11 protein-coding genes are annotated in these 13,207 nt (G+C 71.5%); 10 read left to right on the forward strand and 1 reads right to left on the reverse strand.

Translation table 11 applies throughout. The annotated features are described in order from the left end of the window. Window positions 1–39 precede the first annotated feature (39 nt). From AB0A74_RS28335 to AB0A74_RS28380, 10 genes are all read left to right on the forward strand, one after another. Window positions 40–366 carry a metalloregulator ArsR/SmtB family transcription factor gene (locus AB0A74_RS28335; protein ID WP_358254087.1) on the forward strand — a complete coding sequence of 109 codons (327 nt, stop codon included), beginning with the start codon at window positions 40–42 and terminating at the stop codon, window positions 364–366. 106 nt (window positions 367–472) lie between these two features. Next, entirely contained in the window at window positions 473–1,450 is a 978-nt protein-coding gene (locus tag AB0A74_RS28340) for an AAA family ATPase (RefSeq protein ID WP_343940430.1), read from the forward strand. Beyond that, window positions 1,447–1,782, forward strand: coding sequence for a hypothetical protein (locus AB0A74_RS28345; protein ID WP_343940428.1), 336 nt, complete (start codon window positions 1,447–1,449; stop codon window positions 1,780–1,782). The genes AB0A74_RS28340 and AB0A74_RS28345 overlap by 4 nt, the downstream gene beginning before the upstream one ends. After that, complete coding sequence (locus tag AB0A74_RS28350; protein WP_358254089.1) at window positions 1,779–2,597, forward strand: segregation/condensation protein A; 819 nt, start codon at window positions 1,779–1,781, stop codon at window positions 2,595–2,597. The genes AB0A74_RS28345 and AB0A74_RS28350 overlap by 4 nt, the downstream gene beginning before the upstream one ends. Further along, window positions 2,594–3,286: an SMC-Scp complex subunit ScpB gene (gene scpB / locus AB0A74_RS28355; protein ID WP_358254091.1), complete on the forward strand. Its 693-nt coding sequence runs from the start codon at window positions 2,594–2,596 to the stop codon at window positions 3,284–3,286. The genes AB0A74_RS28350 and scpB overlap by 4 nt, the downstream gene beginning before the upstream one ends. Further along, window positions 3,279–4,019 carry a pseudouridine synthase gene (locus tag AB0A74_RS28360; RefSeq protein WP_343940421.1) on the forward strand — a complete coding sequence of 247 codons (741 nt, stop codon included), beginning with the start codon at window positions 3,279–3,281 and terminating at the stop codon, window positions 4,017–4,019. The genes scpB and AB0A74_RS28360 overlap by 8 nt, the downstream gene beginning before the upstream one ends. Before the next feature lie 139 nt (window positions 4,020–4,158). Then, window positions 4,159–7,824 carry a hypothetical protein gene (locus tag AB0A74_RS28365; protein WP_358254093.1) on the forward strand — a complete coding sequence of 1,222 codons (3,666 nt, stop codon included), beginning with the start codon at window positions 4,159–4,161 and terminating at the stop codon, window positions 7,822–7,824. 917 nt (window positions 7,825–8,741) lie between these two features. Continuing rightward, a complete protein-coding gene (locus AB0A74_RS28370) occupies window positions 8,742–9,509 on the forward strand; it encodes an ABC transporter permease subunit (RefSeq protein WP_358254095.1) in 768 nt (255 codons plus the stop codon). Then, window positions 9,506–10,300 carry an ABC transporter permease gene (locus tag AB0A74_RS28375; RefSeq protein WP_358254097.1) on the forward strand — a complete coding sequence of 265 codons (795 nt, stop codon included), beginning with the start codon at window positions 9,506–9,508 and terminating at the stop codon, window positions 10,298–10,300. Before AB0A74_RS28370 ends, AB0A74_RS28375 begins: the two co-directional genes overlap by 4 nt. Before the next feature lies 1 nt (window position 10,301). Continuing rightward, window positions 10,302–11,228 (forward strand): ABC transporter ATP-binding protein, encoded by a 927-nt coding sequence (locus AB0A74_RS28380; protein WP_358254099.1) that lies wholly within the window; start codon window positions 10,302–10,304, stop codon window positions 11,226–11,228. A 627-nt stretch (window positions 11,229–11,855) separates the two neighbouring features. Here AB0A74_RS28380 and AB0A74_RS28385 read toward each other — a convergent pair. After that, window positions 11,856–13,058 carry a 4-hydroxybenzoate 3-monooxygenase gene (locus AB0A74_RS28385; protein WP_358254101.1) on the reverse strand — a complete coding sequence of 401 codons (1,203 nt, stop codon included), beginning with the start codon at window positions 13,056–13,058 and terminating at the stop codon, window positions 11,856–11,858. Between the last annotated feature and the right edge of the window lie 149 nt (window positions 13,059–13,207).

The following is a 13,207-nucleotide window of genomic DNA, read 5'->3' on the forward strand; positions in this document are numbered from 1 at the left end:
GGCCAACCCCGGACGCGACGAGCTGGAGGAGCCGTGCCGGTGCCGAACATCGACGAGCCGGACCTTGCCGACATCCAGCTCGGACCGGTCCTGCACGCCCTGAGCGACCCCACCAGGCTCGCCGTCGTCCTCCAGATCGAGGCGGACGGCGAGCGCTGCTGCGGCGCGCTGGCGGTGGACGTGGCGAAGTCGACGCTGTCCCAGCACCTGCGGGTGCTGCGGGAGGCGGGCATCACCCGGACCCGGGCGTGCGGCAACCAGCGCTGGGTGTCGCTGCGCCGCGACGACCTGGACACCCTGTTCCCGGGCCTGCTCGACGTGGTCCTCCGGGCCGCCGAGCGGCGAGCCGAACCGGTCGGCCGGTAACCCCGCGGGTGAGAACTCCTCGCTCCGGCTACGGCGAGGCGCGTTGCTGGTGGACCTCGGTGTGCTTAGGCTGCGCCCAGGCAGAGGACTAGGGATCGGGAAGGCGATGTCGACACCGGAGCACGCGGGCCAGGCGTGGGGTCCACCACCGCCGCCGCCCACGCCGAAGTCCGGTGTGCCGCGCGCGTCCGTGGAACTGAGCCTCGCCCCGCACGCGGCGCCGGCCGACGAGGACGCCGCCGAGCAGGCGGTGGGCGACATAGGACCCACCGGACGCCCCCTGCGCTACGTGCCCGAACCGCCGCTGATCGCCCACCACGGGCCGGCGAAGATCCTGGCCATCTGCAACCAGAAGGGCGGGGTCGGCAAGACCACGTCCACCATCAACCTCGGGGCCGCGCTGACCGAGTTCGGGCGGCGCGTGCTGCTCGTGGACTTCGACCCGCAGGGCGCGCTGTCGGTCGGCCTCGGCGTGCACCCCCACCAGCTCGACCAGACGATCTACAACGTGATCATGGAACGGGACGTCACCGTCCGGGACGTGATCATGCAGACGCCGGTCGAGGGCATGGACCTGCTGCCCTCCAACATCGACCTGTCCGCGGCGGAGATCCAGCTCGTGTCCGAGGTCGGGCGCGAGCACACGCTCGTGCGCACCCTGCGGCCGGTGATCGACCACTACGACTACGTGCTGGTGGACTGCCAGCCCTCGCTCGGCTTGCTCACGGTCAACGCCCTCGCGGCGGCCGACGGCGTCCTCATCCCGCTGGAGTGCGAGTTCTTCAGCCTGCGCGGGGTCGCCCTGTTGATCGACACCATCGAGAAGGTCAGGGAGCGGTTGAACCCGAAGCTGGAGATCACCGGCATACTCGCCACCATGTACGACCCGCGCACCCTGCACTCCCGCGAGGTGATGGCGCGCGTGGTGGAGGCGTTCGGCGACGTCGTGTTCGACACGGTGATCAACCGCACGGTCCGGTTCCCGGAGACGACCGTCGCCGGCGAGCCGATCACCAGATGGGCCCCCCGCTCGGCGGGCGCCAAGGCCTACCGCGCGCTGGCGCGCGAGGTGATCGCCCGGTGACCCGACGCCCATCACTGCCGGGCGCGTCCGAACTGTTCCGCCTCACCAGCCCCTCAGCTCTCGACGTGCCGCAGCAACAGCAGTCCCAGCCGGAACCGGAGCCCGCGCCGCGCCGGGGCACCGGTCGGCAGAAGCACTCCACCAAGATCACCGTGTACGTCTCCGACGAGGAGCTGCTCGCGCTGGAGCACGCGCGGCTGGCGCTGCGCGGCGAGCACGGCCTGGCCGTGGACCGCGGTCGCGTGGTGCGCGAGGCGATCGCGATAGTGCTGGACGACCTCGAAGAGCACGGCGGCGACTCGCTGCTCGTGCGCAGGTTGCGCGAGCGGTGACCGGGGACGTTTCCGCGCAGGAGGTCCCCGACGGTCGTTTCAAGGTCCGGCTGACGAACTTCGAGGGCCCGTTCGACCTGCTGCTGCAACTGATCTCGCAGCACACGCTGGACGTCACCGAGGTGGCGCTGCACCAGGTCACCGACGACTTCATCGCGCACATCCGGGCCCTGGGCGACCAGTGGGACCTGGACGAGACGACCGAGTTCCTGGTCATCGCCGCCACCCTGCTCGACCTGAAGGCGGCCCGCCTGCTGCCCGCCGGCGACGTCGAGGACGAGGAGGACCTGGCGCTGCTGGAGGCGCGGGACCTGCTGTTCGCGCGGCTGCTGCAGTACCGGGCGTACAAGCAGGTCGCGGCCCTGTTCGCCGAGCTGGAGCAGGGCGCCTACCGGCGCTACCCCAGGTCGGTGGCGCTGGAGGAGCGCTACGAGGGGCTGCTGCCCGAGGTGATGCTGGGCGTCGACGCGCGCCGCTTCGCCGAGATCGCCGCCGCGGTGTTCCGGCCGAGACCGGCCCGGACGGTCTCGACGTCGCACGTCCACCAGCACCGCATCTCGGTGCGCGAGCACGCCTCGGCGCTGCGGGCGTTCCTGGCCGAGCGGGGGACGGCGACGTTCGCCGAGGTCGTGGCCGAGTGCACGGAGACGATCGAGGTCGTGGCGCGGTTCCTGGCGCTGCTGGAGCTGTACCGGGAGAAGGCGCTGGCGTTCGAACAGCCGGACCCGCTGGGTGAGCTGACCATCACGTGGGTCGGCGGGACGGTCGAGGAAGCGGAGGCGGAAGCCCGCGACGAGGACGAGGAGTACGGGTGACCGACCCTGACCAGCAAGAACCCGCCGTTGACCCGGCCGACGACGCGCTGTTCCCCGCGCCCGAGCCCGCCGCGCCCGAACCTGCCGCGCCCGCTCCTGCGCCCGAACCCGAGGGTGAGCCGATCGAGGACTCCGGGCTGCCCGACCTCGCCGACGACCGCGAGTTCGAGGGCGCGCTCGAATCGGTCCTCCTCGTCGTGGACACCCCGATCGACGAGAAGCAGCTCGCCGGCGTGTTCGAACAGCCCGTGAGGCGTGTCACCCAGGCGCTCAAAACCCTCAGCGCCCGCTACACCGAGCAGGGCAGCGGCATCGACCTGCGTAGAATCGGGGACGGCTGGCGGTTCTACACCAGGGACCGCTTCGCGCCATTCGTGGAGAAGCTCCTGCTGGACGGGCAGCGCGCCAAGCTGACCCGGGCCGCGCTGGAGACGCTCGCCGTCATCGCCTACCGGCAGCCGGTCACCCGGGCCAGGATCGCGGCGGTGCGCGGGGTCAACGTCGACGGTGTCATCCGCACGCTCGTCGCGCGCGGGCTCATCGCCGAGACCGGCACGGACTCCGACACGGGTGGCATCCTTTACCGCACGACCGAACTGTTCCTGGAGCGGTTGGGGCTGTCGTCGCTGGACGACCTGCCGCCGATCGCTCCCCTGCTGCCCGAAGTGGATGCGATCGACGATGTCTGACCAGGGACCCGAAGGGATTCGGCTCCAGAAGGTGCTCGCCAAGGCGGGCATCGCCTCGCGACGGGTGGCCGAGGAGCTCATCGAGATGGGCCGCGTCCAGGTGGACGGCGAGGTCGTGCGCGAGCAGGGCCGCCGCATCGACCCGGACACCGCCGTCGTGCACGTGGACGGCGTCCGCGTGGTCCTCAAGGACGACGTGATCACGCTCGTGCTGAACAAGCCGCGCGGCGTGCTCTCGACCATGCACGACGAGCAGCACCGGCCGTGCGTCGGCGACTACCTGGCGCACCGCAAGGAGCGGCTGTTCCACGTCGGCCGGCTCGACGCCGACACCGAGGGCCTGCTGCTGCTGACCAACGACGGCGACCTCGCCCACCGCCTGATGCACCCCTCCTACGGGGTGACCAAGACCTACCTCGCCGAGGTGCCGGGGCCGGTGGCCAAGGACGTCGGCAAGCGGTTGCGCGCGGGCATCGAGCTGGAGGACGGGCCGGTCAAGGTCGACTCGTTCCGGCTGGTGTCCTCCGCGCCGGGCCGCGCGCTGGTCGAGGTGGTCCTGCACGAGGGCCGCAAGCACATCGTGCGCCGCCTGCTCGACGCGGTCGGCTACCCGGTGCAGAGCCTGGTGCGCACCGCCGTCGGCGAGGTCCGGCTGGGCAACCAGCGGCCCGGGTCGATGCGCGTGCTCAACCGGCAAGAGGTCGGCTCCCTCTACAAGGCTGTCGGGCTGTGAGGAGGGGCGTTCGACGGTCTCCCCCTGAAATCCGTCGAACGCCCCGCCCCATGACTACGGCACCCGGGTTGTTCAGTGTCAGGACGTGGACGCTGAACAGCGATCTCTGAACAATCGGCCCCCTGGCGGAGGGGGAGCGATGGCCAGATCGGAGAGCCCGTTACCGGCGGGCGAACTCGGCGCGTTCGCGGCGGACCTGCGCGCGTTGCGGCTCAAGGCGGGCAACCCGACCTACCGGCAGCTCAGCCGGGACGCGCACTACTCGGCGGCGGCGCTGTCCGAGGCGGCCAACGGGCGCAAGCTGCCCAGCCTCGCGGTGACCCTCGCGTACGTGAAGGCGTGCGGCGGGGACCTCGCCGAGTGGGAGGCGCGCTGGCGGGGGCTGGCCGACGACCGGCAGGCCGCGGCGGACGACCACGACCCGCCCTACGCGGGGCTGGCGCCGTTCCAGGTCGGGGACGCGGACCGGTTCTTCGGCCGCGAGGACCTGGTCCGCGAGCTGACCGGGCTGGTGGCGCGGCGGCGGTTCGTCGGCGTGTTCGGCGCGTCCGGGTCGGGCAAGTCGTCGGTGCTGCGCGCCGGGCTGGTGGCCCGCGCGACCGGGCCGGCCGTGGTGTTCACGCCCGGCGCGCGGCCGGTGCAGGAGCTGGCCGTGCGGCTGGCCGCCGTCACCGGCAAGGCCGCGACCGCGCTGGCCCGCGAGTTCGCCGCCTACCCGGAGAACCTGCACCTGCGCGTCCGGCAGACCGTGATCGGCGGGGACGACGACCTGCTGCTGGTCGTCGACCAGTTCGAAGAGGTCTTCACGCTGTGCGCGGACGACGCCGAGCGGTCGGCGTTCGTCGCCGCGCTCACCACCGCCGCGTCCGCCGAATCCAGCCGGACCCGGGTCGTGCTCGGCGTCCGCGCCGACTTCCTGGGCCACTGCGGCCGGCACCCCGAGCTGGTGGACGCGTTGCGCGGCGGGCACGTGCTGGTCGGGCCGATGACCGCGGACCAGTTGCGGGAGGCGATCGTCGAACCGGCCGTCGCCGTCGGCTGCAAGGCTGAGACCGCGCTGGTCACCCGCCTGGTCGCCGACGCCGCCGGCCAGCCCGCCGCGCTGCCGCTGGTGTCGCACGCCCTGCTGGAGACGTGGCGGCGGCGGCGCGGGGTGGCCTTGACGCTGGCCGGCTACGAGGAGGCGGGCGGGGTCGAGCACTCCATCGCCCGCAGCGCCGAGGCCGTCTACCTGGCCATGTCCGACACCGACCGGGCGGTGGCCAAGCGGGTGTTCCTGCGGCTGATCGCGGTCGGCGACGACACCGCCGACACCAAGCGCCGCGTCCGCCGCGACGAGGTGGACCACCCGGAGGTGCTGTCCGCGCTGGCCGCCGCTCGACTGGTCGTGCTGGACCGGGACACCGTCGAACTCGCCCACGAGGCCCTGATCCGCCGCTGGCCCCGGCTGCGCGACTGGATCGCCGAGGACCGCGCCGGGCTGCGCGTGCAGCGGATGCTCACCGACGCGGCGCACGTGTGGGAGTCGTTGAAGCGCGACCCCGGCGCGCTGTACCGGGGGACGCGCCTGGCGCTGGCCCGCGAGTGGGCCGACCGGGGCGCGGAGCTGACCGGGGTCGAACGCGAGTTCCTGGACGCGAGCACCGCCGCGGAGGAGGCGTCCACGGTCGCCGAGACCCGGCGGACGCGCCGGCTGCGCCGGTTGGTCGCCGTGCTGGGCGTGCTGCTGGTGCTGGCCGGGGTCTCGACGTTCCGCGCGTTCCGGGCGGAGCGGTCGGCGACCGAGCAGCGCAACATCGCGCTGGCCCGCAAGGTCGTCAACGAGGTCGAGGCGTTGCGCGACTCCGACCCGGCGCTCGCGGCCCAGCTGACCCTGGCCGCCCACCGCCTCGCGCCGCTGCCCGAGACGCGCGACGCCCTGCTCGGCGTGTTCGGCACCCCCTACGCGACGCGGCTGGAGTCGGTGCGCGACATCGCCGTCAGCCCGCACCGGTCCGTGGTCGCCGTGGTGGAGGAGAGCACCCGCCGCGACGCGACCCTCTACGACATGTCCGATCCGCGCCGCCCGACGCGGCTGGCGGTGCTGGACCGGCAGCCCGGCGGGGTGGAGGCGCTGGCGTTCAGCGCGAACGGGAAGGTCCTGGCCACGGCCGGCGGCACGGTCGCCGTCGTGTGGGACACCGAGGACGCCAACCACCCGGACCCGGCGCTGCGGCTGGACGTCGGCCCGGTGCCGCTGGCCGTGGCGTTGTCGTCCAACGGCCGCTACCTGGCGGTCGGCCACGTGGACCGCGGCCCGCGGGTGTGGGACGTGTCCGACCGCGCCAATCCGCGACTGGTGGCCGACCTGCCGGGGGCCGCGACGCGGTCCCTCGCGTTCCTCACCGACGAGGTCCTGGTGGCCGCCGACGGTCCTCGCGTGCGCGCCTGGCGGTTGTCCGAGGGCGCGGCGGTGGACTTCGCGGTCCACGAGGGCCGGGTGAACGCCCTCGCCGTCGCCGACGACGGGCGGCTGGTCGCCGTGGCGGGCGCGGACCGCACGGTGGCCCTGTGGGACCTGGCCGACCCGGTCCACCCGGTGCTGCTGTCGTCGGTCGAGCACGCGGACCTCGTCACCGCGGTCGCGTTCAGCGCGGGCGGCCGGATGCTCGCGACCGCCGGAGCCGACCGCGCCACCAAGCTGTGGGACCTGACCGACCGCGCCACCCCGGTCGAGATCGCGGTGCTGGAGGGCCACGCGGGCGTCGTCGGCTCGGTGGGCTTCCCGGCCGGCGGCCGAGCGGTCCTCACCGCCGCCGCCGACGGCACCGCCCGGCTGGTCGACGTGTCCGACCTGCCGATCGTGCAGCCCGCCCAGATCCGCTCCCTGGTCGTCAGCCGCGACCGCGACCTGGCGGCGACCGTGGACGTGGGCGGCGTGCTGCGCCTGGTGGACGTCTCCCAGCCACGCGGTCCGCGCACGGCGTGGCCCCTGACCCGGCACCCGGGCCGGGTGCGGGCCGCCGCGCTGAGCGTGGACGGCGACTGCCTGCTGACGTTGGGCGAAGACCAGCGGCTGCGGCTGTGGCGCACCACGAACCCGGCCGCACCCGACCTGGTGGGCAAGGTTTCGCGCGCCGCGTCGGTCAAGAACGGCGAACACCTGGCCATCGACGGCCCCGACGGCAGGACAGCCCTGTTCGACGTGGAGGCGTCGCTGGTGGTGCTGGACCCGTTGGGACAACCGGCGGGCCAGGACCCGGTCGAGGACCCGGTCGTCGCGTTCACCCCGGACGGCAAGCGGATGGTGATCACGAGGGCCGGCGGGGACACACGCGTGTGGGACATCACCGACCCGTCGGCACCCCAGTTGACGCCGGGCGGGCACTTCATGCTGCGGACCCTGTTCGCGTCCGTGGCGGTGGGGACCTCCGGCGACCGGGTCACCGTAGAGGCGGACGGGAACGCCATGCTGCGCCGATTCGGCGGTGAGCCGATCCGGTTGGCGGGGGACGCGCGCTCGGTCGCGGTGAGCGGGGAGGTCGCGGCGGTGGCCGGGTCGGACGGCAAGGTGCGGCTGTTCGACCTGTCCGATCGCGACGCGCCGAGAGCGGTGGGGGTGGTGCGGGCGCACTCGGGCCCGGTGGCGGAGGTCCGGTTCGCGCGCGACGGGCACACGCTGGTGACGGCGGGCGGGACGGAGATCCGGTTCTGGGAGACCGATGTGGGACGGGTGGTCGAGCGGATTTGTGCCTCCGGGGGACGGTTGGGACCGGACGACTGGGCGCGCCACTTCCCGGACGTGCCCTACGCGCCACCCTGCTGATCAACCAAGCGCAGCGGCACGCTTTCCGCCGCGCGCCGGCGCTTTTCGCCGCGCAGCGGCGTGCTTTGGGTTGGGCTCCCAGCCACAGGGGGTCTTCGTGTTCCCCACCGTATGACCTGCCCGAAGGGCTACCACAGATTTCCCCGGGTGTCGCCGAAAGTTTTGCGAGGAACGAGCAAAAGTTTTAGCGGCACCCGGGGAAATCTGTGGTTGGCTCCGCCAGGTCATGCGGTGGGGAACACGCAGGCCCTTCCCCCCACTGGAGGCCTCCCGGCCGCTTTTAGCTTTTGAGCGCTTCGCGCGTCGCGCGAAGCGCTCTCAAGCGCGAAGCGCGTCCGAGCTTGCGAGCGCGGAGCGCGTCCAGTTTGGACCCGCGAAGCGAGGGCTTGAGAGCGTCAGCGTCCAGTTCAAAGATTAAAAGAGCCTCGCCGGCGGGCGAGCCACCAAAGATGACACAACTGCCAAAGCGGGGGCTTCTTGCTTGTGCCATCTCCGCATGGCCCGGCAAAGCCAACCACAGATTTCCCGGGTGCCGCTAAATTTTTCTGCTCGTTCCTCACAAAAAAATTCGGCTGCACCCGGGAAATCTGTGGTAGCCCTTCGGGCGGGCCATACGGAGATGACACAAGCAAGAAGCCCGGCTTGGGTTGTGTCCCCTCCGGTGGACTGCCCGCCGGCGGCTTCGCCGCGTCCGTGGGGGTGCTTGGTCGGGTGGGGTGCTTGGTCGGGTGGGGGCGGGGGCTCGGGTGGGGGTGGGGGCTCGGGTGTGGTGGGGGTCGGGGTGGCTGGGCCGCGTCGCGTGGAACAGGGGTGATTCGTGACAGTGATTTCTCGTGCACGCATTGTCGCGGCGGGGGCGGAGTCTCTAGATTGAGCCGGGTTGGCTGGGGTTGATCAAGTGGAAGTAGGCGTTGCGCGTGCGTGCGCTCACCCGGGGACTGCTCGGTGTGGCCGGGTTCCTCGTCGTCTGGGAGCTGTTCGGCCGGTCGGGGCTGGTTCCCGCGGAATACCTCCCACCGCCGTCCGTGGTCGGTGTGGAGCTGGTCAAGTTGTTGGGGGACGAGGGTTTCCTGCGTGACGTCATCGCCACCGTCCTCGCCCTGCTGATCGCGGTGGGACTGTCCATCGCGATCGCCGTCCCCCTGGGACTCGTGCTGGGCAGCGTCCCGGCCGTGCGGCACGCCACGCGGGCCGTCGTCGAGTTCCTCCGGCCGATCCCCTCGGTGGCGCTGATCCCGTTGGCGATCCTGCTGCTGGGCATCGGGCCGGAGATGAAGATCACGCTCGCCGTGTACGCGGCGGTGTGGCCGATCCTGTTCAACACCATCTACGCGCTCGACGAGCTGGACCCCCTGCTCGTGGAGACCGCGCGCGTGTTCGGGACCGGGCGGGTGCGGGTGTTGTTCTCCGTGGCGTTGCCCAGCGCCATGCCGTTCGTCCTGACCGGCATCCGGTTGGCCGCCACGACGAGCCTGGTCGTGCTGGTCAGCGTGGAGCTGCTCGCGGGCGGCTCGGGTGGGCTCGGGCAGTTCATCATGGAGGCGCGCAGCGGTTCCGGCCGCATGGACCTGGTGCTCGCCGGCACCGTGGTCGCGGGCGTGATCGGGTTCCTGCTCAACGAAGGGCTGGAACGCGCGCAACGCCGGTGGGTCTCCTGGAGCACGGTCACCGGAGGACGGTCATGACCAGGTTCTTCCAGCGGTGGGCCGTGTTCATCGGCTTGGTCGTGGTGTGGGAGCTTTCGACCTGGCTCGCCGACGACCCGTTCTTCCCGCGTCCCACCGAGATCGCCGAGGCCGCGCACACGCTGTGGTTCTCGGGTCCGTTGTTGTTGACCGACACCGTGTACGAGCACGTGTTCCCGAGCATCGGCAGGCTGCTCGCCGGATGGGGCATCGCCGCCCTGATCGGCATCGCGCTCGGTGTCGCGCTCGGCCGTTCCGCGACGGCCATGCAGTTCGCCGGTCCGCTGCTGACGTTCATGCGCTCGATCCCGCCGCCCGCGCTGGTGCCGGTGTTCCTGCTCGTGTTCAACGTCGGCACGCAGATGCAGCTCGCCACGATCGTCTTCGGCGTGCTGTGGCCGATCCTGCTCAACAGCGTCGACGGCGCCCGCTCCGTCGACGCGACCAAGTACGAGACCTCGGCGGTGTTCCGCATCCCGAAGGCGCAGTGGATCCTGGGTGTCGTCCTGCCGGCCGCCGCACCGAAGATCTTCGCCGGGCTCCGGGTCAGCCTGTCGCTGTCCCTGGTGCTCATGGTCGTCTCCGAACTGGTCGGCACCGACAACGGGATCGGGTCGCAACTCCTCGTCGCCCAGCGGGAGTTCGACTTCCCCGACATGTGGGCCGGGATCGTCCTCTTGGGAGTCCTCGGCTACGCCCTCAACACCGTGCTCCTCGCCTTCGAGCACCGGGCCCTGGCCTGGCAGCCGAAGGCTTCCGAGGGGCGCACCCCCGCGACGGTGGAGGAATGACATGACCGCGATGCTCTCCGTGGCCGAACTGGGCCATACCTACCAGGCCAAGGACGGCGCGCACACCGCGATCGACGACCTGACGTTCACCGTCGGCGCCGGTGAGCTGGTGTGCGTCGTCGGCCCGTCCGGCTGCGGCAAGTCCACGCTGCTGCGCACGATCTCCGGCCTGATCCGCCCGACCCGCGGCGAGATCAGCCTGCACGGCGACGAGGTCCGCGGCGTGCCCGACGACCTGGCCGTGGTCTTCCAGGACTACAGCCGCTCGCTGTTCCCGTGGCTGTCGGTGCAGAAGAACGTGGAGTTCCCGCTGAAGCGGTCGCTGGGCCGGGCCGAGCGCCGGGCGCGGGCGGCGGAGGCGCTGGAGTGGGTCGGCCTGTCCGGCGCGACGCGCAAGTACCCGTGGCAGTTGTCGGGTGGCATGCAGCAACGCGTGGCGATCGCGCGGGCCCTGGCGTACCGGCCGGCGCTGCTGCTGATGGACGAGCCGTTCGCGTCGGTGGACGCGCAGACCCGGTTCGAGCTGGAGGACCTGCTGCTGAAGGTGAAGGCCGAGCACGACACGACGGTGCTGGTCGTCACGCACGACATCGACGAGAGCGTGTACCTGGGGGACCGGATCCTGGTGCTGTCGTCGTCACCGGCTTCGGTGGTGGCGGACCTGCGGGTGGACCTGCCGGCCGTGCGCGACCAGATCACGACCCGCGAGTCCGAGGCCTTCGTGGCGCTGCGGGCGGAGGTGGCACGGCTGCTCAACGTCGGGAAGACGTCGGAGGCGGTGCGCGCCCGTCGGGCGGCGAACGAGGAGCAGGCCGCTCGGTGGGCCGAGGCCGAGCGGGCATCGCGGGCCGAGGCGTCGCAGGAGGCGTCGCGGGCCGAGGCGTCGCGGGCCGAGGCGTCGCGGGTGGACGCTTCCGATCGGCGGTGAGTTCTTAGGGGTTGGATCGTCGGACGGGCGATTCCCGGGTGCGGGCTGGTGGCGCGGTGCTGCCGGCTCTCTCCGCTCGGGGGTCGCCTGTTCGTGCTTTGTGGGGTTGGTGGCTGGTGCGTTCGCCGGGTGGTGGAGGTGGGGCACGGGCGGCTGAGGGCGCAGTGGGGCGCGCAGGTGGGCGTGGGTGCGTCTGGGCGTGGGTGCAGGTGGGCGTGGGTGCAGGTGGGTGCGCGAGTGGGCGTGGCGGGCCAGGCGGGGCGCGGTGGCTGCGAGCGAGCGTCTGGCTGGCTCGGTGGCGCTGCGGCTGCATCCCGGGTCTCGGGCGGCGCGGGCCGGGTGGTGTGCGGGCGGCGGTGATGTGGGCGGCGGTGGTGTGGGCGTGAGTGGTGTGGAAAGTGTTGGTGTGGCGCGGGAATCGTGTCGCCGGGGGTTTGGTGCGGGAGTGGCGGGGGCGGGGCGGATCGGAAGTCGGCCCGGGTTGCCGGTGAATCGGGGGCCGGCCGCCGGCCCCCGATTTCCATTGTCCCACAGGGGTACGACATTTCACCTGTCGCGCCCCCGGGGGTCATTCTCCCACGAGAGTACGACGAATCCCGCGTGACAGCGGGAGAATCACGTCCGCCATCACGGGCCGACGTAGTTTTGGGCGAAATAGCCCGCCGACGAGCCCGACGCGATCAGGTGCTCCAGCCTGGCCTGCCCCAACCGGCTCAGGAAGGGTTCCGGCGACCGGTGGATCATGAAGACCATCCACTGCGAGAACTCCTGTGCACGCCAGACGCGCCGCAGGCACACCTCGGAGTAAGCCCGCAGGCCCGTGTCGTCCCCCGTTCGGGTGTACCGGATGAGCGCGTCCGCCAAGACCTCCGCGTCGTGCAGGGCCAGGTTCATGCCCTTGGCGCCGACCGGTGTGATGATGTGCGCCGCGTCGCCCAAGAGGTACAGGTTGCCGTGGTTCATTGGTTCGACCACGTAGCTGCGCATGTCCAGGATGCGCTTCTCGATGATGCGACCTTCCGTCAACTTCCAGTCCGAGTCGCGCAACGCCAACCGCTTGTGCAACTCCGCCCACACGCGCTCGTCCGGCCAGTTGTCCACTGTGTCGTCCACCGGAACCTGGAGGTAGTAACGGGAAACGGTGGAACTGCGCAGCATGTGCCCCGCGAAACCGTCCGGGTGCAGGGCGTAGATGACCTTGTGCGTCGAGGGCGGCGCCTCGGCCAGGATGGACAGCCACTCGATGCCGTGCTGGTGGGAGAACTCCTGCACCGCCCCCTCGGGGATGCTGCGCCGGGTCACGCCGTGGAAGCCGTCGGCGCCGGCGATGAACGAGCAGTCCAGGCGTTCCTCCACCCCGGACTCCGAGGTCCAGGTCAGGTACGGCTCCGCCGTCCCGATGTCGTGCAGCGCCACTTCGGACACCGAGAAGCGGACGTCCCCGCCGCTGTCGACGAACGCCCCGACGAGGTCCTTCACGACCTCCTGCTGCGGGTAGACGTAGTGGGTCTGCCCGTCGTACAGCGACGAGTAGTCCACCTCGTGGGCCTGCCCGTTGACGCGGAATTCGCACGCCCCGTGGCGATCCGCCTCTCGGAGCAACCGGTCGGCCAACCCGTGCTCGGCCAGCATGCGCACCGCGCGGTGCTCGATGACCCCGGCGCGCGGGCGGGTCTCGATGTGCTCCCGGGTGCCTTTTTCCAGCACCACGCAGGGGATTCCACCTTGGCGCAGCAGGTTGGCCAAGGTCAGGCCGGCCGGCCCGGCGCCCACGATTCCCACCGGACGCGGGTTGCTCTGTCCGGCCCATTCCCGATCAAGCTCACTCACCGAGCACTCCAACCTCTGGACAGCCTGTGCAAAGATGCTCACCGAAGGTAGTGGATCAGCCTTCGAGTGTCGGTCGACCGGGGTCTTGTCGAACCATCAAAGTCACTTTGAGTGGTTCCGCAACGACCATGGTCGCCCGTGCATCCTGC

Source organism: Saccharothrix sp. NPDC042600 (assembly GCF_040647305.1).
GTDB classification, from domain to species: domain Bacteria; phylum Actinomycetota; class Actinomycetes; order Mycobacteriales; family Pseudonocardiaceae; genus Actinosynnema; species Actinosynnema mutabilis.

Bases quoted from the DNA above. Each gene is read 5' to 3' on its own strand.
- AB0A74_RS28375 (WP_358254097.1), top strand. From the start codon at position 9,506: ATGACCAGGTTCTTCCAGCGGTGGGCCGTGTTCATCGGCTTGGTCGTG.
- AB0A74_RS28365 (WP_358254093.1), top strand. From the start codon at position 4,159: ATGGCCAGATCGGAGAGCCCGTTACCGGCGGGCGAACTCGGCGCGTTC.
- AB0A74_RS28340 (WP_343940430.1), top strand. From the start codon at position 473: ATGTCGACACCGGAGCACGCGGGCCAGGCGTGGGGTCCACCACCGCCG.
- AB0A74_RS28380 (WP_358254099.1), top strand. From the start codon at position 10,302: ATGACCGCGATGCTCTCCGTGGCCGAACTGGGCCATACCTACCAGGCC.
- AB0A74_RS28360 (WP_343940421.1), top strand. From the start codon at position 3,279: ATGTCTGACCAGGGACCCGAAGGGATTCGGCTCCAGAAGGTGCTCGCC.